Origin of the sequence: Variovorax sp. J22G73, from assembly GCF_030317035.1 — a bacterium.
Taxonomy (GTDB): domain Bacteria; phylum Pseudomonadota; class Gammaproteobacteria; order Burkholderiales; family Burkholderiaceae_C; genus Variovorax.
Window position 1 is genome coordinate 99,423 of the sequence record NZ_JASZYK010000013.1, and the last position, 19,053, is coordinate 118,475.

At 60.2% G+C, this 19,053-nt stretch carries 20 protein-coding genes; 12 read left to right on the forward strand and 8 right to left on the reverse strand.

What is annotated here, in order from left to right; translation table 11 throughout:
* Nucleotide 1 precedes the first annotated feature (1 nt).
* Nucleotides 2-2,416 carry a catalase gene (locus QTI51_RS32205; protein ID WP_286517346.1) on the reverse strand — a complete coding sequence of 805 codons (2,415 nt, stop codon included), beginning with the start codon at nt 2,414-2,416 and terminating at the stop codon, nt 2-4.
* Between the two features lie 182 nt (nt 2,417-2,598).
* Here QTI51_RS32205 and QTI51_RS32210 point away from each other — a divergent pair, with 182 nt between their 5' ends.
* The 3 genes from QTI51_RS32210 to QTI51_RS32220 all read left to right on the forward strand — a co-directional run bounded on the left by QTI51_RS32210 (nt 2,599) and on the right by QTI51_RS32220 (nt 6,039).
* Complete coding sequence (locus QTI51_RS32210; protein ID WP_286517347.1) at nt 2,599-3,354, forward strand: Crp/Fnr family transcriptional regulator; 756 nt, start codon at nt 2,599-2,601, stop codon at nt 3,352-3,354.
* Between the two features lie 1,577 nt (nt 3,355-4,931).
* Nucleotides 4,932-5,693, forward strand: coding sequence for a response regulator (locus tag QTI51_RS32215; RefSeq protein ID WP_286517348.1), 762 nt, complete (start codon nt 4,932-4,934; stop codon nt 5,691-5,693).
* 106 nt (nt 5,694-5,799) lie between these two features.
* On the forward strand, nt 5,800-6,039 hold the full coding sequence (locus QTI51_RS32220) for a hypothetical protein (RefSeq protein ID WP_286517349.1): 240 nt from the start codon (nt 5,800-5,802) through the stop codon (nt 6,037-6,039).
* Between the two features lie 233 nt (nt 6,040-6,272).
* On the opposite strand, the gene QTI51_RS32225 is transcribed toward QTI51_RS32220, so the two are convergent.
* A complete protein-coding gene (locus QTI51_RS32225) occupies nt 6,273-6,464 on the reverse strand; it encodes a hypothetical protein (RefSeq protein ID WP_286517350.1) in 192 nt (63 codons plus the stop codon).
* Between the two features lie 137 nt (nt 6,465-6,601).
* Here QTI51_RS32225 and ku point away from each other — a divergent pair, with 137 nt between their 5' ends.
* Both ku and QTI51_RS32235 read left to right on the forward strand, forming a co-directional pair.
* Entirely contained in the window at nt 6,602-7,525 is a 924-nt protein-coding gene (ku, locus tag QTI51_RS32230; RefSeq protein WP_286517351.1) for a non-homologous end joining protein Ku, read from the forward strand.
* A gap of 22 nt (nt 7,526-7,547) precedes the next feature.
* Nucleotides 7,548-8,327, forward strand: a complete 780-nt coding sequence (locus QTI51_RS32235; protein WP_286517352.1) for an exodeoxyribonuclease III — start codon at nt 7,548-7,550, stop codon at nt 8,325-8,327.
* An 8-nt stretch (nt 8,328-8,335) separates the two neighbouring features.
* Here QTI51_RS32235 and QTI51_RS32240 read toward each other — a convergent pair whose 3' ends face one another.
* Complete coding sequence (locus tag QTI51_RS32240) at nt 8,336-9,139, reverse strand: esterase/lipase family protein (RefSeq protein WP_286517353.1); 804 nt, start codon at nt 9,137-9,139, stop codon at nt 8,336-8,338.
* Between the two features lie 400 nt (nt 9,140-9,539).
* On the opposite strand from QTI51_RS32240, the gene QTI51_RS32245 reads away from it, so the two are divergent.
* The 5 genes from QTI51_RS32245 (at nt 9,540) to QTI51_RS32265 (ending at nt 13,897) form a co-directional block, all read left to right on the forward strand.
* Nucleotides 9,540-9,953: a hypothetical protein gene (locus QTI51_RS32245; RefSeq protein WP_286517354.1), complete on the forward strand. Its 414-nt coding sequence runs from the start codon at nt 9,540-9,542 to the stop codon at nt 9,951-9,953.
* Nucleotides 9,954-10,699: 746 nt separating this feature from the next.
* The gene (locus QTI51_RS32250) at nt 10,700-11,356 is read left to right on the forward strand and encodes a hypothetical protein (protein WP_286517355.1); all 657 of its coding nucleotides are present in this window, start codon (nt 10,700-10,702) and stop codon (nt 11,354-11,356) included.
* Nucleotides 11,353-11,844, forward strand: coding sequence for a hypothetical protein (locus QTI51_RS32255; protein WP_286517356.1), 492 nt, complete (start codon nt 11,353-11,355; stop codon nt 11,842-11,844). The genes QTI51_RS32250 and QTI51_RS32255 overlap by 4 nt, the downstream gene beginning before the upstream one ends.
* 27 nt (nt 11,845-11,871) lie before the next feature.
* Entirely contained in the window at nt 11,872-12,372 is a 501-nt protein-coding gene (locus tag QTI51_RS32260; RefSeq protein WP_286517357.1) for a hypothetical protein, read from the forward strand.
* Nucleotides 12,373-12,952: 580 nt separating this feature from the next.
* On the forward strand, nt 12,953-13,897 hold the full coding sequence (locus QTI51_RS32265; protein ID WP_286517358.1) for a beta-1,6-N-acetylglucosaminyltransferase: 945 nt from the start codon (nt 12,953-12,955) through the stop codon (nt 13,895-13,897).
* A 529-nt stretch (nt 13,898-14,426) separates the two neighbouring features.
* Here QTI51_RS32265 and QTI51_RS32270 read toward each other — a convergent pair.
* The 3 genes from QTI51_RS32270 to QTI51_RS39110 form a co-directional block, all read right to left on the reverse strand.
* The gene (locus QTI51_RS32270; protein ID WP_286517359.1) at nt 14,427-15,152 is read right to left on the reverse strand and encodes a UPF0149 family protein; all 726 of its coding nucleotides are present in this window, start codon (nt 15,150-15,152) and stop codon (nt 14,427-14,429) included.
* 484 nt (nt 15,153-15,636) lie between these two features.
* The gene (gene rbp, locus QTI51_RS32275; RefSeq protein ID WP_286517360.1) at nt 15,637-15,987 is read right to left on the reverse strand and encodes an RNA-binding regulator; all 351 of its coding nucleotides are present in this window, start codon (nt 15,985-15,987) and stop codon (nt 15,637-15,639) included.
* A gap of 111 nt (nt 15,988-16,098) precedes the next feature.
* Nucleotides 16,099-16,308, reverse strand: a complete 210-nt coding sequence (locus QTI51_RS39110; RefSeq protein WP_371088807.1) for a hypothetical protein — start codon at nt 16,306-16,308, stop codon at nt 16,099-16,101.
* Nucleotides 16,309-16,707: 399 nt separating this feature from the next.
* Between QTI51_RS39110 and QTI51_RS32280 the strand changes: the two genes are divergently transcribed.
* Nucleotides 16,708-16,974: a hypothetical protein gene (locus tag QTI51_RS32280; RefSeq protein WP_286517361.1), complete on the forward strand. Its 267-nt coding sequence runs from the start codon at nt 16,708-16,710 to the stop codon at nt 16,972-16,974.
* Between the two features lie 473 nt (nt 16,975-17,447).
* On the opposite strand, the gene QTI51_RS32290 is transcribed toward QTI51_RS32280, so the two are convergent.
* Nucleotides 17,448-17,717 carry a hypothetical protein gene (locus QTI51_RS32290; protein ID WP_286547682.1) on the reverse strand — a complete coding sequence of 90 codons (270 nt, stop codon included), beginning with the start codon at nt 17,715-17,717 and terminating at the stop codon, nt 17,448-17,450.
* Between the two features lie 838 nt (nt 17,718-18,555).
* Between QTI51_RS32290 and QTI51_RS32295 the strand changes: the two genes are divergently transcribed.
* Nucleotides 18,556-18,870 (forward strand): hypothetical protein, encoded by a 315-nt coding sequence (locus tag QTI51_RS32295; RefSeq protein ID WP_286517362.1) that lies wholly within the window; start codon nt 18,556-18,558, stop codon nt 18,868-18,870.
* Here the strand turns inward: QTI51_RS32295 and QTI51_RS32300 are convergent.
* Nucleotides 18,861-19,037: a hypothetical protein gene (locus tag QTI51_RS32300; RefSeq protein ID WP_286547679.1), complete on the reverse strand. Its 177-nt coding sequence runs from the start codon at nt 19,035-19,037 to the stop codon at nt 18,861-18,863. The genes QTI51_RS32295 and QTI51_RS32300 overlap by 10 nt on opposite strands.
* Between the last annotated feature and the right edge of the window lie 16 nt (nt 19,038-19,053).

Genomic DNA, 19,053 nt, shown 5'->3' on the forward strand with positions numbered 1-19,053 from the left:
ATCAGAATTTCGGCGGATCGTTTTCACGCCCGAAGTGACGGTGCGCACCCATCGCGGCGATGAAGGAGGCGATGCCCTCATCCGCCCCTGCAACGTCCACCAGAATGAGACCAGGATCGACTGCACCATCTGGCATCGTCAGCGGAATCTGCGCTTCAGCCAGCAGTGCTTCCGATGCTCCGAACGCCAGAATGGTCTTGCAATGCCAATACTGGTCGCGCAGGAATTCGAGCGTGTGAGCGTCCGCGTCGAGTGCCTCCACGGCCTTGGCGCCGTCAGGCAGTACCAACGCGTCGAAGAGGAAGCCCGGGGAGTTTTCCATCGTGGCATCGGCTTCGAACTTCTCGCCGCCCGCGCCGACGTAGGTACCCAGCCGAGCTGCAATCAAACGCGGAATGGCACCAGCTGCAAAGAGGGACGCAATAAGCTTCTGCAGGGAAGCGCCCTCGACGCCATGGTCGATCAGCACTGCCACCTTGCGCGTGCGAATGCCGCCGTCCCCGGGCCGCGCCATCAAGGACAGCGCCGGCGATGCCTCCACCTCGGGCGCGACGGGCGTTTCCAGCGCTCTGGGCAAAGGTGCGGGGAGCTCCATGCCGAGGTCCTGCGCGACCCGCTGGGCGAGATCGGGCGCCGCGTTCAACAAGCTGGCAACCACGCGCTGCCGGATCGCAGGCACAGTGACCTTCGAAAGTTCGAAGCGAAACGCATTGCCGATGTGGGCCTTCTCGACTTCGGTCTGGCTCTCGAAGAACAGCCGCGCCTGCGTGTAGTGGTCAGCAAATTTTTCGGGCTTGATCCGCACCTTGTCGGCGCTTTCCTTGGCGTCGATGCGCCGGGCAACGCTCATGAAGCCCTGTGCTGCGCCTGCTTGGAAGGGGCAGCCGCCAGCCAATGAGTTCGGCTCGTAGGCAACGCGGCCGCGATTGATCGCTTGGCGGTGCATGCCGTCGCGCTGGTTGTTGTGGACCTGCGCGATGGGCGCGTTGATCGGCAACTCGTGAAAGTTGGGTCCACCAAGGCGGCTGATCTGCGTGTCGACGTAGGAGTGGATGCGCCCCGCCAGCAGCGGGTCGTTGGTGAAGTCCAGGCCGGGCACGATATGCGCCGTGCAGAACGCGACCTGCTCTGTCTCTGCAAAAAAGTTGTCGGGGTTGCGGTTGAGCACCATGCGCCCAACGATTTGCACAGGCACCAGCTCCTCGGGGATGAGCTTGGTCGCATCAAGGATGTCAAAACTGAACTGCTCGGCCTGCTCCTCGGTGAAGATCTGCAGGCCCAGCTCCCATTCGGGGTACTCACCCGCCTCAATCGCCTCCCACAGGTCACGGCGATGAAAGTCGGGATCGGCGCCCGAGATCTTCACAGCTTCTTCCCAAACCAACGAATGCGTGCCCAGCTTGGGCTGCCAGTGGAACTTCACCAGGACGCTTTCACCTGCGTCGTTGACCAGGCGGAAGGTGTGCACACCGAAGCCCTGCATCATCCGGTAGCTCCGGGGGATAGCCCGGTCGCTCATCTGCCACATGAGCATGTGCGTCGACTCGGGCATCAGCGAAACGAAGTCCCAGAAGGTGTCGTGAGCGCTTGCCGCCTGAGGCATCTGGTGATGCGGCTCCGGCTTCACTGCATGCACGAGGTCCGGGAACTTCATTGCGTCCTGGATGAAGAAGACCGGAATGTTGTTACCGACCAGGTCCCAGTTGCCTTCATCGGTATAGAACTTGACGGCAAAGCCGCGCACGTCACGCGCGGTGTCCTTGGAGCCGCGCTCGCCGGCCACGGTCGAGAAGCGCACGAACACCGGCGTCACCTTGCCGGCCTCCTTGAAGGGCGCAGCCTTGGTGTGTTGGGTCAGGGGCTCGTAGCACTCGAAGAAGCCGTGCGCACCCGAGCCGCGCGCATGCACGATGCGTTCGGGAATGCGCTCGTGGTCGAAGTGAGTGATCTTCTCGCGCAGGATGAAGTCCTCGAGCAGTGCGGGCCCGCGCGCGCCCGCCTTCAGCGAGTTCTGGTTGTCGGCCACGGCCACGCCCTGATTGGTGGTGAGTACCTGGCCGGAAGAGTCCACGCGCACGCGGTCCAGCGTGCCAGTCGTGGCATTGAGACCCTCCGGGGCTACAGAGCCCGTCTTGTCGGAGGCGTTGCTTTCTGACAGCGTGCTCGCGCCTGGCAGCCGCGACGGCGGTGCGACGGTCACCCCGGCCGGTGTCGCCGCCGCGTTCGCGTCTCCGTATTCCAGCGCCTTGTTCTCGTTGGCAGGCATGCCAGCGGCCAACGTCTGGGTGTCGATGGCTTTCTGGGCAGGTGAATCGCCAGCACCAGCCGCAGGCGGTGCGGGCTGCGCAGGTGCGCTGTCGGTGTTGCGCGCGGCGGCGCGTGCCGCAACGAGCTCGGGGGTGATTTTTTTGGCCATGGTGGGTGTGCTTTAGGAGGAGGGTTGGGACGGGTGTCGCTGCGCAGCGTATGGACCACGGTTCGCCTTTTTCTGTAGGACGCAACCCCTCTGCACCGCAATCCGCAAATTAAGGTCCAAACTTGATCTGGGTTAATGCAGCGCCGAAAAACATGACGCACGATGGCGCCCTCGTCTGATCTATGCTGACAAATTCCGTACTCCTGAACCGCACCACCTCACTGTCCGACGCCGAGCGGGACCGGCTGGAGAAATCGATCGCGAGTCTCCGGACATATCGTGCAGGTGAAACGGCAGTGCGCCAGGACACGCCGATCAATACAAGCTTGCTGCTTGTGGAAGGTTTCATGACGCGGCACGTCGACGCACGCGATGGCAAGCGGCACCTTGTGGCCGTGCATGTGCCGGGCGACTTTGTGGACCTGCATGCTTTCACGTTGAAGCAGCTTGATCACGACGTCGGCGCGCTCACAGACGTCAGCGTCGCGGTTTTCACGCATGAAGCGTTGGACAAGATCCTGTTAGACGACGCCGCCCTGGCCAAGCGCCTTTGGTTTATCACGATGCTCGATGCCGCACAGCATCGACAGTGGATTTATCGACTTTCCAGCCTCACAGCGCAGCAGCGTGTGGCTCACTTTTTGTGCGAGACCCATGCCCGGCTCTTGGCGGTCGGTTGGTCTCACAGCCACGGGTTCCCGCTGCCGATGACACAGTCTGACATCGGCGAGGTGTGCAGTTTGACGAACGTGCACGTCAGTCGCGTTTTGCGAGATCTGCGCGAAATGGGGCTGTGCCAGGTTCGCTCATCACGGGTCCAAATCCTTGACATTGCGGGGCTGGTGAAAGTCGGGTCGTTCGACCCTGGATACCTTTACTTGAATGCTCACGTGGCCGCGCAGTCGGTTGGATACATTGGAGACTCTCATCATGAATAGCAGGTCCTCGCTCAAGCCGCGTGAAGACGCTGGCGTGGCCACGGCGGTCGATGGCGTGGTGGTTCTGGACGGTCCCGATGGAGTGGCTGTGACGATGACGGCGGACGCTGCCGCCCAAACGGCAGACAGCCTGCATGCGGCTGCGAACGAAGCCCGCCGGTATGCAGGGGCGGGACCCGACCCTGCAGATGAAGTCCGCGCCGGGCCATGAGTTTCCTCAATACGCGCGTCCATTGGAGAGCGGGTGACGATCGACTTTCCGGTGCGTTTCCGGAGGTGAAGGTCCGGAGCCGGGGCAGGCGTCAAGGCCCGAGCGCACTTGCCATACCGACAGCGGCTGCGTTTGGGCAAGCGTTGCATGCCTAGGGATTTCCTGCGCAAGATCGAGTGGGTGGATCTTCCGATTGAAGTTCGAAGTCCGCGGGATATTCGAAGTGCTGCCGTCTTGCGTGCAGCGGGCATGCTCGAAGCGATCGTGCCGCCGGAGCCATTCGACGAAAGAAGCGTCGGTACCATCCTGAAAATCACGCCTCTGGGCCGCGCGGAGCTTAGGCGAGACGCTGATGGGGGACGGCCGCTCGGGAAGGGTGACCCTGACACGGTCGCAAAGAAAGCTTAGCGAGGCCGCCTGTGCACCTGTCTCTCGCGCCGTCCTCCGTGTTCCCGCTCCTACCGAGCGCTTCTTGCAGCGCGCACTACCGCAGCGGTCGCAAGAAGAATGCTGGCCACCAACGCAGCAATGGCCAACAAGCCTTTCGGCGTCACGTCTACTCTCGCCTCGATGTGCAAAGGATTGGTCTTCAAGAGAAATGCCGCCGTCTGAGAGGAAGCGGCACCAAGATCGCGAGTATGTTCTTCCAAAGCCATCTCCTAGCCGGGCGAACGAGCATTGCGAACCACCGGCGTGGTACTGAGAGCAGTGAACAATTCGGACATTGTCTGCACATCAACAGCCGTCAAGCCGGAGTTGCGCTCTCTTTGAACGGCAAGGTGCAAAAGCGCGATCGTCGCCAACAGCGTCAAGACTGCGATGAGCAATCAGAATTCACCTCCGAAGCCGCGGCGAAGGTGGGGGCGAGGATTGTCCATTATTCAACCTCCTTATTTGCAAGCGTTCTAAGTCGACGAGTCAATTTTCGTTCCTGCGAATTTTCCCAGAGATACAACGCAGGCATCGCTAGCAAGTGGGCTATGGACACCAGAAGACCAAACGAAAGCAGTGCAAAAACCACGAATGGAAATGCTGCCGTTTCCACTAAAGCACGCATCACCCTGAGCCTGCCTGACATGCCGCCTCCAAATCATTTGATAAAACCGCTACCCGGACCGATGTTCTGTTGCGGGTGGACCATGGCCCCTCGAAGTTTCCAAGTGGACGCATATTACTGAGTCAGCAAGCAGTGAACTGTGGCTTGAAGCTGACCAGATCATGGGTTTTTTTGGACAAGGACCACCTCAAGACAAAAGATGATTTTGATGACGTCTCCACTCCTACACAGCCGAGATTGGCCCGTTCCACCCACGCGCCAGCCGTTTTTGCCTACAACCGGGCACCTTGTTCCCGGTAGACGGTCACCATGCGCGACGCTGATCCGGTTGCTATCACCAGGTCATCACTGATGGCTGGCACCGAAGCCGACGTGGTGGAACCTGGTTTGGCAACGCACGCCTGCCGTACGCGCGCTGGAGGCGAACGAGCGCGCTGCCCGCTCCGGGTAGGAATTGCAGATGACCACGCGATCGTTCGCGAGGGCCTGAAAGATGTACTTGCCGGGCTGGCTGACATCAAGGTGGTGGGAGAGGCCTGCGATGGACGTCAAGCGGTCGAACTTGCCCGACGCGTGGAGATGGATGTACTGCTCATGGATATCGCCATGCCTCACAGGGGCGGCCTCGACGCTCTGGGGAGCCTCCGTGCGCAGTTCCCACGCGTGTCGGTCTTGATCGTGTCGGGATTTCCTGAAGAACAGTACGCCCTTGCCTTGATACGGCTCGGCGCTGCAGGCTACCTCTGCAAAGACACTGCCGCTCAGGAATTGATTGTTGCGATCCGAGCTGTCGGCACCGGCAAGCGCTACTGGAGCGTGAAGGTCGCGCCGATGCTCGTGTCGCACATGGTCGACCAGCGACCACCCCAACCTCATGATGCCTTGTCGACACGCGAATTCCAGATCTTCTTATGGCTGGCACGCGGGGAAAGGGTGGGCGACGTGGGCCGCAATCTCGCTCTTTCTCACAAAACCGTGTCGACGTACCGAACCAGCCTGTTGCGAAATCTGGCGTTGGCCAGCAACAGCGATCTCATGTATTACGCGATGAAGCATGGGCTGATGGAATAAATCCGTTCGAAATAAAGGCCCAGTGCAGATTGGCGGGTCCATGCGCCCGACATCCACACCGCGGCTCCAGCCGCTAGCAACTCTGACAAAAATATCTTGGAAAGCAATGAACGAAGCGCTCGACCTGATTCAATGGGTCGCATTTGCAGTGTCCCTCCTCGCAGCCTGGTTGGTGGCTTCTACGCAGGAGCGCCGTCGGAATATCGGCTTCTGGGTCTTCCTTCTAAGCAATGTGGCGTGGACTGTCTGGGGAGTGCACACGTCGGCCCATGCGCTCATCGCTTTGCAGGTCTGCCTCGCAGCGCTCAATATCCGCGGCCTGTCAAAGACCAAGCGAGGAAACTAGAGGAGCGGTCTACGGACTTTCATAGTTTCCGTGCGCCAGGAGGGAGGGCACGAACCCAATGAGCCCGCGGACGCTTCACCCAACGCCACGGAAGCGGCCTTGCCCACGCACAAATACCTCACTTTCCTACGTCGAACGGCCATCGATCGGCCGACACCAGAGGGCATGAAAAACCTGTTCTCTCCAACGCTTGGCCGAATGCTCATCTGTTGCGCCTTAGGTGCTGTGGCCGGTCAGGCCATGGCCCAGTCCACTGGAAACCCAAAGGGAACCGCGGCGCCGACTTCGAGCGACGCGCCGAAGGCGCCGGCGGCTCGGTCGCCCACCGGGGCATTCGGCGACAGCGGAAAGATCATCACGGACGAGAGCACCGCCAGGGCACGCACGCAGACCAGCAGGCCGCCCGCCTCAGCAGGGGGAGACAAGGCGACCCGGGATGGTGAGCCTGGAAAGGCCGGAAGCGGGGCCGCTGCGGGCGGCGCAGATCCGACTGCGAAGCCAGCACCGCAGTGACAACCCCATTTGGGGCGGCGAGCGTTGATCTTCATTAAGAAGGATTCCCATGGCCAGCAACAGCAGAACCCTGTGGAAGGGCGCGATCACGTTCGGGCTTGTCCATATTCCCGTGGGCTTGCACACCGCGAGCATCGAGCAAGGGGTCGACTTCGACTGGCTCGACAAGCGCAGCATGGATCCGGTGGGCTACAAGCGCATCAACAAGAGGACGGGCAAGGAGATCGACAAGGACAACATCGTCAAGGGCGTGGAGTACGAAGACGGCAAGTACGTGGTGATCTCGCCCGACGAGATCGAGGCGGTGTACCCGCGCACCACGCAGACCATCGAGATTCAGCGGTTCATCGACGCCAACGAGATCCCCTTTGTGTACCTGGAGCGGCCCTACTACGTGGCGCCCATCAACAAGGGCCAGAAGGTGTACGCGCTGCTGCGCGAGGTGCTCGTCAAGACCGGCAAGGTCGGCCTGGCCAAGGTGGTGATCGCCACGAAGCAGCACCTGGCCGTGCTGGTGCCCTCGGGCAAGGCGCTGGTGCTGAACCTGCTGCGCTGGGGCGACGAGGTGAAGACGCTCGACGGACTTGACCTGCCAGCAGCTGGAGTCAAAGGCGCCAATGTCACAGCCGCCGAGATGAAGATGGCCGAGCAGCTTGTCGGCGACATGTCGGGCAAGTGGAACCCCGACGACTTCAAGGACGAGTTCAAGCACGCGGTGATGAAGATCGTGGACAAGAAGGTCAAGGCAGGCGACACCGAGACCGTCATCCAGCCGGAGGAAGAAGCTCCTGGGGAATCCGCTCAGGTCATCGATCTCACCGAGCTGCTTGCGCGCAGCTTGAAGAGCGGCAAGAGCGTGAAGGCGCCCTCGAAAGGAGCACCGACGGGCGAAGGCGAAGCAAAGGAAAAGCGGCCTGCACGCAAGGCTGCGGCCAAGAGGGCCACGCCTGCAGCCAAACGCAAAGCCGCTTAAGTGGTGGCGCTGTAGAACGGTTGTGCGAGTCGCTACCTACAACATCAACAACGTCGTCGCACGGCTTCCTCAATTGCGCGCCTGGCTTGAAGTCACGAAGCCAGACGTGGTGTGCCTGCAGGAGCTCAAATGCGTCGCGGGGAAGTTTCCATACGGAGAGCTCGCCGCACTTGGCTACGAAGCACTGGTTCATGGGCAGAAGACTTGGAACGGCGTAGCGATCCTTTCTCGCGGGTCCGCTCCCTTGGAGATACGCCGCAGTCTGCCTGGCGACGCAGCCGACACGCAGAGCCGGTATCTCGAAGCAGCGGTCAATGGCATTGTGGTCGCATGCCTGTATCTCCCCAATGGCAACCCTTGGCCAGGCCCAAAATTCGACTACAAGATGGCGTGGTTTGAGCGCTTGCTTCGACATGCTTCCGCATTGGTCCGGGCCGGTCATCCTGCCGTTCTCGCAGGCGACTTCAATGTCGTTCCCACCGACGGCGACATTTATTCGACCAGGTCTTGGAAAGACAACGCGCTGCTACGGCCGGAGCCGCGCGCGGCGTTCCGAAGATTGGTGAAGCAGGGATGGACAGACGCGCTCAAGCCGAACGACGGCCAGCAGTCCCCGTACACCTTCTGGAGTTACCTGCGAAACAGGTGGCCACGTGATGCCGGCATGCGCATTGATCATCTTCTGGTCAGCAAAGCACTCATGCCTCGGCTCAGATCCGCTGGCGTCGACAAGGCCATGCGTGGTCTGGAGGGCGCCAGTGACCATGCCCCTGCCTGGATAGAGCTCAAGGATTCTGCTTAGGCATGCGATCACGAAGCCCTGTCAGGATCAGGGAAAGCAATGGCAGCAAGCCTGCTCCTGCGAAAAGCTGTCCATTCGCCTTCAGGCTGTGCGAGTCGATCGGCAACTGCGTAGAGCACAGCAGGATTGCCGCCCATCCCCGTGTGGCTCCCGTGGACTTCGATGTTTTCCGATTGGGGTCCCGCTTGGATCGTGCTGGCGCGCCATGACACGATACCGTCGGATCGGCTGAAGATCGAGGTGGTTGGCATGTCCAGCGACTGAGCGACAAGCTTTTTCACGCTGGAGTCCGTCTTTCCCTGGCGATTGAGAGCTCGGTAGACGCGATCGGCCTTTGTGACATCAGCGCCGCCGCTGATTGGACTCCCAAGGGTGATGACGCTGCGGACCATTTCCGGGCGGCGAGCCGCCAGCAGCCGTGCGAACGCCCCACCCAAGCTCCATCCGACGATGCTGACTTTGCGCCGGCTTTCGCCAAATATCTCTTCGAGCTGGCCAAGCATCTCGGCTTCCAATTTCTGCCGGTGACCCAGGTTCAAGCCCATGTTCCAACCCTGCGCGTCGTAGCCAAGGGTGCTGAAATACCGCCGCATCAATAGTGTCGATGCATTGCCTGCCAGGAAACCCGGCAGAACAAGCACAGGATGGCCGTCACCTCGAGGTGCAAGCTGCAACAAGGGCCAGAGAGCGAGGCCAGAGCCGAACTCTAAGACCGCTCTGCCTTCCGCTAAGAGCAGCAGCGTTGATGGCGGCGCAACGCGGCCGTCCCTTGACTTGTCAGTCGGCGAAGGGAGATGCTCGGCATGATTCATTCAATGCACTTTGGGAAGCTCTCCGCCGCCTCATCGTCGGACAACGCCGCTTCCTTGACCACCTCGGGACGCCGCTCGGAATGTGAATACAGCGCAGTCAGGTCGATCTCAATGCCGAGTGCCAGTTTGAGCTCGAGGTTCTAAGGGCAGCGATGCCTGCAACTGAGGAACAGGTCCGCCTTGGCCAGGGCGGCACAGGGGCCTTGCCAGTGTCTCCTCAAAACGCTCAACGAACTCGTTGCGCAGGACGTATCGCTCTGGAAGAGCACGTCTGCAGACCGGACGCTCAGCGTCGAAGCGCTCGAATTCAGGAAGACTTCTCCGGTCGCAAAAATGGGGCAACGGGTGAGGCATCATCGGGGTGGTCAATGACTCACCGTTAGCAAGATCCAAGGATTTCATGTCCGACACGCCGACTGACGCTGCCGACTCTCAACGACGAACAAGACGAGCACTCCTGTTTGTCGCCGGCTGCTTGTCCTGGTCCATGAGTTATGCCGATCCCGGCCAATCCAACCGCGATGAACCGGCGCTTCAGAATGAAGCCGACTATCGGGTGATTGCCGCGCGATGCGGCACCCCCGCGTTTGAGAAGCAATTCTCCAAGCAGTCCAGGGCCGCAGTGGCGGCAGGTTTAATCGTGAGGAACCAGGAGTCGGCGTCGATCGAGAAGGCCATCGAGGCCCGCAGACGCAACCCACTTCTGCTTGTCAGTACAAAAGCGGATTGCGTGGAAAAGATGTCCCTCCTCAAAGCGGTTCAACAACAGCGGGCGCAAGCCGTCCGCACAGGATTGCGGCAGGTTCAGAAGTGAGTCCATCGACTCGCGTTCTGTAAGCGGCCAGTTGAACCATCTTGAGACTGCTGCGTGAGGCATGGACCATGCTGTCCATCTAACCTTGGCGGACAGGAAAATGCACGTCAATCTGAAGCAACGGCGCCGGCACGGCCCGCCCTTGGGGCCGAAGTCCTGGCAGCGTGTGGCGAGCCGGAGCGTCGGTGGCTGCAGTGGCCCTGGCGGTTGCGTTGAACGACAGCCTGGCGCATCAATGGCGCCGCGGCCGTGGCGCCCGGAAGGCTCCAGGCGAGGCCTCAACGGGGATGGCCGAAGCACGCTGAGCGCGCAATACACCACGCCGTTGCGCGTGATGTCGGAACCGGGGTCCGCGGGGCGATCTACGGTGCGAAAAGGCTGTTGTCCAGCCACGCTGTTGAACGCAGTTGAACGGCCGCATTGATGAGCTGCTCGTGCATCACTGGCAGCCCGCCCGCTGAGCGCATCACGCCGATCGGCAAGTTGGGCAGACTGCCTTTGCTCCCAATCAACACAGCATCACTAGACCCGGCGTAGGACACGGCGAAGTCATTACGACGTCATGGTTCCATGCTGCGCATTTTTCTCGCCTGAACGGTTAATGAACGCCAAAAGTACTACATTTTTGCAATGCCTGCGGTAGTTGCAGCCGCATTCAAGGGCGGGCGCGCGCTATTGCACAGCGATCGCGTGCGACGGCCCATGGAAGTGAATTCGTGTAATTGGAACGGGAGAATAAGGTGCACTTGGATTATTTGATCAAGTTGGATCACATGCCGTTGCCTGTGACCATCACGTCGCCGGCGGACTTGAAACATGTGGTCAAGTTGCAAGCGACCGGTCTGATCGATGCGACGTTGATGCCCTCACTTACGTCCGCCAGGACGTTTCGCAGGATGGATGCGGCGCTGGTCCATGCTGTGACGGAGTCAGGAAGGGCGGAGGTTGATGCAGCCGTTGGAAGCAGGCTGCGGTCCAAGAGCGAACGCCTCAACACGAACAGTTTGGCCTTGCAGTACCTGCGCTTGTTCGAACACACCGATCTTCCCGTCCTGCTGACAGACGAGAGAGATACACATGGGGCGCTGTCGCTTCTCAAAGCCGGGTTGATCGATGCGGTGCAGAAGGAGCAGCGCGCGGACGAGCCTGCCGTGGTCAGGCAGACGGTGCAGGTGCTTCGAGTGACTGCTGTGGGTCTCGACTATCTCGCGCGCCGACATGGCAAGTCTCCGGCCATTTCGCGCCGCGCGCCGGAGGAAGTGCAGCGGTGGCGCACGCCCACTGCGGGCAGGCGGGCCAAGGACGATTTTAGACGCAGCGGTGCGCGTCGGCGGCTCGGAGTGATGCGCGTGAAGCATCCGATCGACGGTTGCTACGCCCCGGATTCACGGGCGGCCAAATGAACCCGATCTCCTACCTGGTCTGGCTTCAAAAGGAGAGATTGCCAGTGAGTGCGTCCACCACGCCAGAGATACGGCATGTATCGGTGCTCAAAGCGGCCGGCCTTGTGGAAGCATCGATTGTGGGACCTGCAGACTCAAGGGGGCGGTATTGGCCAGCTGTCGAGGCGGTGGTGTTACGTATCACCGATCACGGATTGGATGTCATCAAGGAGCACCTCACACCCAGATGCTCAACATCCGCAGCCCCCGTCGACAAGGAAAAGGTTACTGTCATGTACTTGAGGTCGATCGAGGACGGGCCGTTTCCGATTCGGGTCGGGGATTCCAACGCAGTGAGGCATCTTGTCCTCCTGAAGGCTGCTGGCTATGTGGAAGCTAGCTTTAGCGAAACGCACCGTCTCGCCGACGACCGTAGGAGAAGCGCACAGGCCACTATCCTTTGCATCACCCTGTTGGGACGCAGTGCGCTCGAAGCATCGCGCCATTGAATTGCTTTGCAACTTCTTGGAGTAAAAATGAGAATGTCGACCTTTCCTTTGCTCGATCAGCTTTTCGATGCCGAGTGCAACGCCACAAGAGTCAAAGATCCAAACGAATTTCTGCTTCTTCGACTTGAGCGATTGGGTGATCGCGTGGATGAGCTTGCGTACACCGCCTTCGTCCAGGCGGAAGAGTACTTGAATGAATTGCTCGGAGACAGGGTGGAATGCTACGTAGAGCGGAACACGGACACTGATCTAGGCGGCGCACCAAGCATGGGCTTTAGGTGGGGTGTCCAGGGCCAACGGCTCAACTCCCTGTCCCTTGCGGCCCATGTTGATTCAGGATCGATCCACGCCACCTGGTCGTGCTGGAGAAACGGCACGCCCTTTCACGGAGATTGCGCGATCACAGCAGTATGGACCGGTGCGCACGTGCACGAGATGCTGCAAGAGCTGCTTTTTAACTTTCCTCCGATCGCGACCGTTGCCGCTTCGGAAGCCGGGCGTTCATGGGTACCGAGGTTCGTTGGATAGCCACGACGCGCTTGGGTGGCTTGCCTTCAAGGTGAGCCGCAGGCAGGGCAGTCGATGTGATCAGCGCGCAGGGTGTGCCGGACCTTGTTCGATGCACGAGAAATGAAAACATGGCCAATGCAGTGTTGGTCGGTTTGTCGAACCTGCTCATTGTTTCGGTTGGCGATTGATTTGCTCAAAGCGCCGCTGGGCTTGCACACAGATGGGCCGATGCGTCCCCAGGCGGTCGCTTGCACCACCACGCAGCCGAGTGCAGTCGGGGGATGTCGCTGGCGGCGCCAGCGATTCGACTTTGACGGAAATTCGCGTTGTGCCGAGCGCTCCGCGCAGCGGGTTCGGCAGCACCACAGCCCCTGTGTTTCGAGCACCTCGGTCTCGGATAGAGCGAGCAGTCGTCGCGCGGCATGCGAATTGCTCATCGATTTGCGCGAGGCCGGCCAAAGGTGTGTGGCGCCACAGCGCTCGATGGCGATTGCGCAGACTGGGGATCGCAGGCTCGTGTCACGGACTGGCGCTGCAATCTCTTGCCGGTGAATGCCCGCTGCACGAGGGACTCTTCATGGTTACCGCTCGGAGATGTATGCACCCTGTCTTCCTGTTGCTTGTACATGCCGACCCTCAACAAGTCAGGCGATTGATTCGCTTGCTCGTGCGTTTTGGCCCGTGCATCGTGCATGTTGACGCGAAGGCTGATCGCAAGGCCTTCCAAATCGACCACCTCGACGTGACTTACGTCGACGATCGTGTCAATGTTCACTGGGCTGGCATTTCGCAGGTCAGTGCGACGCTGTGCCTCATGCGTGCCGCGCTTGCGCAGTGCGACCCATCGCGGGTCAGCCATTTTGTCCTGCTGTCTGGAAGTTGCTATCCGGTGCGTCCTCTTGAGGAGCTGAGCGCATTTCTGTCGAACAATCAAGGCGTCAACTTTATCAAGCAGATGCCGCTGGACAGCGCTCCCGAGTTGGATAGCCGCGTTCGCCACCTTTGGTTCTACGAAGATTTTCCGGTGGATGGAAGGCGATTCACGCGGACGCGACTGTTGCGTGGGGTCTTGCAGTTGGTGGGCAAGTTTGCGCGTCGCTCCCTGAGCCTGATCCCGCGTTGGCATGTCGGTTCCCAGTGGTGGGCCCTCACGCCTGAAGCCGTGAGCTATCTGGCGACCTTTCTGCATGAGTCGCAGGTCAAGCGCTTCTTGCGATTCTCCAAAGCGCCAGATGAAATTTATTTCCACACGCTGCTCGCTCATTCACCCCTTCGGCATACGGTGGAGTCGGTAAGCGGGGGAGGGGTGTGGGACGCGGCCAACCTCCACCTCATTGATCCCTCGCTGTCGCGCTGGTTTGAAGCGTCCGACTATGAGGAGGTCGTGTCTTCTGGAAAGTGGTTCGTTCGGAAGGTGAGCACCCAGTCGTCCGGCGAACTGTGCACCCGGCTGGACGGTCATCGCACCGTGGTTGAAGAGTTCGGCCTTCAGACGGCTCAACCGGCCAGCGGCGAATCTTGCCCTCCAGTGGACGAAGAATAAGCGGCCTGGCAACTCATGTTGCCAGCGGTCCCAGACTCAAATCCAAAGCGCTCCTATGGCTGCCGCGGTCCTTGGCAGCAACTATTGCAGCATGTTGACATTCATTTTCCGAGGAGTCACGAGGGCGGTCGGCAGATCAACGTGCGAGCCTTCCCTTGCAGTCGCCCTGACCTTGCTCGCGCATGCCATCGTGGTTCCGGCGAGCATTGACGTTGACTGACCGGCGTCAACTACTTCGAGAGGCCGCATTGATCGGTAGCTTTGCTACCCAAGCCGACCTGCTGCCCACATGATTTGCTCCCCAGTGGATGGTCCGGCGGGAGCAAGCAACGCAAAGAGGCAAGTCAGCATGACCACACGCAAGGAGCTCACTGAGGCGATCCGTGGTGTGCGGTCAAGGCCCACCACGTCGACGCCCTGTTGGTACCTCGTCGCCTTGTTCACGAAGCTCCTCTGGCGCAGACCGTCGACGACTACGAGGCGCTGCTGCCTTGGCGCGTGACGCAGTAAACCGGCCTGCGGGCTCTGTTCACAATCCGCCTCGATGCAGATCCCCCGCTGCTCCGCAGCACTGCTTGAACTTCTTGCCGCTGCCGCAGGGGCATGGTTCATTGCGTCCCACCTTGGGTTGCATCGCCTTGGCCACCTCGCGCTGATAGACAGCGTGCCGCAGCGGCAGCCAGTGCGCATGCATGTCCAAGACGGCCTGTGGGATTTGAAGCGCCAGTTCTGCTCGCATGGCAGGGGTTCGTGTGAGCTCGTCCTGATCCACTGAGAAGTCACCTTCGCCGAGCAAGCCAATCGGCCTGAGCAGAGCTTGCGCTTGCGGTGTCGACAGCAACGGTTGCCAGTCACTCCAGCAGAGTCTCATCCCCTCAATGAAGCCATAGGCCCACACTTCCGCGTCGTCGTATTCCTGCTTGTCGCCTTCGTAGGTCATCGTTGACCAGCAAGGGCTGATCTCTCGCGGATTGCCCTCGAGCCCGGCAATGATGCTGTTGAAGTGACGCATGACCAGCCCCAACATGTGGTTCAACTGGTCGATTGAATCCATCGGAGGCATCATCTCCTTGGTGCCCCAGACCTTGGGAAGCCATTGACCCGGAGGTATGGTGGTCGGGCCGACCGCAATGGCGTGCAAGAACCCATCGGCCATGTCCAGTGCCATGACATCTTCCGTGTCGACGTCATAGAGCAAAAACTGCTCGAGTTCGGTGAACTCGTCCTCGCTCAATGGGGAAAATGGAATGGTCATCGATGGAATCGGGGTGCGACAACGACCAGGATTCTCGCCCACCACCGACAGCAGCTGATCACTTCGTCTGCCATCGCTTCCCGAGACGCGAGCTTGCCGTTTCGCATCCGAAGCCGGCACGACCTCCAAGGAATCGGGTGTAGGACGAAGCGGTCTGGCAGGCGCTGATCGTGCTGCGGGAGGCCAGCGACCGCGTTTGCGGCAAGCGGCTGAAGACGCTTATCCCGAGCCTTGTCGGTGCGGGCCGGCCCGCACTCTGATCTGCCGATCGCCGTCATTGCTTCCTCGGCACCTGACTGCGGCCATGCTGCAATAGTTGCTGTCAGGCAGCCGTGGCCAGCCATCTGCGCGCGTTGGTCTTGGGTCTGAGACCGCCGTCAGTATGAGTTGCCAGGACGCTTACCGCGTTCTCCCGCCATCAGACGGACAAACGAGGCGAAAAAAAACCGGCCCCAGAGCCGGTTTTTCGCTAGGTGCTGACCGCTCAGTAACGTCCGCCACCGAAGCCACCAGTACCGTAGCCAACATCCGTACGCTTGCTAGCGCTGTACCCGGCCGCGCTGTAGCCACCATAGCCTGCACCCTCGTCGCGGGGCCGCGCAAGGTTCACGACGATCGCGCGCCCATCAACGGACATCCCGTTCAAGGCACTGATCGCAGCTTGGGCTACCTCAGCGGATGCCATTTCGACAAAGCCAAAACCCTTGGAGCGGCCAGTTTCACGGTCCATCATGACCTTTGCAGAACGGACACCGCCAAACTCGGCAAAGTTGCTTTCAAGGCTGTCATCGGTCACGGAGAAGGGCAGGTTGCCCACGTAGATTTTTTTGCTCATGAAAAGAGCCTTTCAAAAATAGGTACCAAGCGAAGCTTCGTGCATTGCGCAGGTGGGCAACGCAAGAATTCGCAGCGACAGTTCGGTATCGCCACGCTCTGTAGTTGCAATTCAGGTTGTGAGAGCGTGGGGCATGCTTGTCTGCAACCAGCCCTGCGTCACTGCAACAAGGCGGGCAGCCTCGCGCGATCTAAAAGCTTGTGCCAAATGAAATACACCACATTCGCTGGCATTGCCCCGCAAAGGGTGGACCGAGAAGGAGGCGCGATAGCGCCCACATTCAGTCTGGTGTGTCGTGGGCGAAACGACAAAGTTGCCCATGGAAATAGCAATATTGGAAATCTAATACATTCGGGAACGCAAGCTTGCAAGCCTGCGCTGAGCTTCCGAGAACTCTGCTGGCTGCAGCTCTACAGACCATCAGGGCGACCAAGGTCGCAAATTTGCCGTGCCCGCGGCACGACCGCCAGAGCACGCATGCGGTAGTCACAAAGATTGTGACCACTGCAACGCATCTATTATATCACTGAAACGCATTTAAAAAGCCAATCGGGTGTGGATTCCGATGTAACGGGAGGGGTTCGTCTGGCTCGGATCAAGGATCGGTTCGCGCGATTTCCTAAGTGTCATTACCCACGTCATATGCATGGCCTGAGAGGTTCTATAGCTCGTGGAGTAGAGTGCGTAGACCTCAACACGGGCCCGCAAGGGAAGGACAAAATGACCACACCGGAAGAGGCAACGGCTTCAGCAGCAAACTTCCTCGGTACGGAAATGGCGCTCGCTGCCGCTTTGCGGGCGATTATCAAAACTCATCCGCACCCTAAATTGCTGGCGCAAGAATTAGCGCAGCAGCGGCAATTTTCGCAGGCCCATTTGGAAGCAAGCCCAGTACCTGACAAGGCGCTGTTAGGTTTTGAATTGACGTGGGCAATGATCCTTCACCAAGATCCCGCCCAAGACGTCAAGCTTGTTCCAGCATCCTGAACGTCTTGCAACCGCTAATGCCTTGCGAAACGAACCTGAACTTATGCCAAATTCCTATCGCCGACTTGCGGTGTTTGTAGACCGTCCGAGCTCCGGTCACTTCGTTTGGATCCTGTTGGAGAGTACCGACGACCCAGCAGTGTGGCTGGACCTTGAGACCTCGGACGGAATATTTGACACGTGGCACGAAGCCTACAACGCAGGCAATGTCGCGCTCTTGGCTCATGTCGCTGATGAACGTGCAGGCCCAGAGGCAGTGCAGGCCTGAGTTTGTCCATCTAGTTCCACTTGCGACGTCAGCCGCCAACGCATAGCGGCCAATGGATTCGGCCAGCGGGCTCAACAGACGTGCCGCTTGGGCCAGCCAGTCCGCCAGTGTCGAGCGCTGCGGTTCCACGCCTTCAAGCGCGTAGATCTAGCACAGCCGATACAAGGGCGCGTGATCGCAATATTCGCTCACCAGCGCAGGCCGATCATGCACGCTGGCGCAGCGCGCGCAGCGTGCGCAGGACGCTGCACATACTGTCTTCGTCGACAGCGCCACGCAGTCGCAATTGCGCGCCGGCGAACTCCAGCTCGATGACGCTGGTCCGCGATGTCGGTCTCGATGACGATGGGGCGGGCGCAGCGGAAGTCGGAAGGGACATGACCTCGGTCGCCGGTACTACCTCTATCGGCAACAGCACCGCCGCCGGCGGGTCGCCTGCGGCTCGAACATGCTCCCTGCGCCACTTGAACAGCATGTTGGCGTTGACGCCACTGCGCACGCGATCGCCGATACGGACGCGCCTGGCTGCAGGCTTTGTCGCACCAGCCTCTTCTTGAACGCACGGTCGTGATGTCGTCGGCCGGCCTTCGAGCCTTGCTCACCCTTCATGGTGTGCACCAGCTCCTTTCGCGCATACCTCCAAGCGGGTCTGCGATTGGGTCAGATGCTTCCTGCAGCCTGCGCATCAGGCAAGGACGGCCTTCGTCGGACTATTACCGTCAACCGGCGTGCGCACACGCCGGTTGAGGTAGGGGCTCGGGCGTTGCAGCGAGTCGAACGAGCCGTTGATGTCGATGCTCGACACCTTGCCCCGCGCAAAGTCTAGTTCGTCGCCTGTGCACCGGTGGAGTAGAAGCTCGCGCGCCTAGACAGGTACTCCCAGCGCGCGATTCCACTTCGTGTTTCATGCGTCGACAGATCGGAACCGACGTGACGGCTCCCACACATGCCACCGTTCACGCTGCCGAGTGACGATGACCACTGCACTTTCCGCGTGTTGCGCCGCAGCAGCGCTCTCGCGCACGCTGGTTGTTCTCCGGCATGTATCTGGGCATGCCGATTGCCATCCACCGCGGTTTCGGAGGAAATATGAGCATCTCTTTCTTGCCACGCCTAGCGAAGTCGCCGCGCCCGTCGGCCCTCACGGATCCACACCGGATCGACGAGCTCGTCGTCCTGTGGGCGGCCGGACTGGTCGCGGGTTGGGCAATTCGTCGGGACGCGCAAATCGTATCCACGGTATTCCTGACACTCACGCAAACGGGCCACGAAACACTCTCGGCTTTGAACCCCAGCGTCCAGGGGGCCGGCTGATGTTTGCGGCAGGAAATACCGATGTGGCACTTCTTGCGCCCACTTCGTCGATGCACATCCGCGTTACAGGCGAACGCGGCAAGCCGGAACAGGACGAAATTCGTCTGGGCTGGTCGGCCGAGATTTGTCATTTCGGGCACGAGATCCAGTCCTTCGCGGTCTGGTGCGCCGCGAATCCCTGGCTGCGCAGAGACTTCGAAATCATGGTCGCCACTGCGAACGAAGTGTTCGGAGACGCCACCCACTGGATCGAAGAGCGGCCTGCCTACCAAACTCTCTGCATGTTCTGCGCATCCGATCAGCCTCAGGGCTGATCGATGCTTCCCTTGTCCTTGGGGCCCTGCCCGGGTCTTGCGGCATGCTGGCTTTCCACGGTATCGGTGACCTCCTTGGGCGTTGGAGGCCGGGGCGTCTTGACTCCCGCTTTCTTGTCGGTAACGGGCAAAGCCGTTGCGGTGCCGGGTAGGATTTTTTCGGTCATCTGAAACCTCGCTACA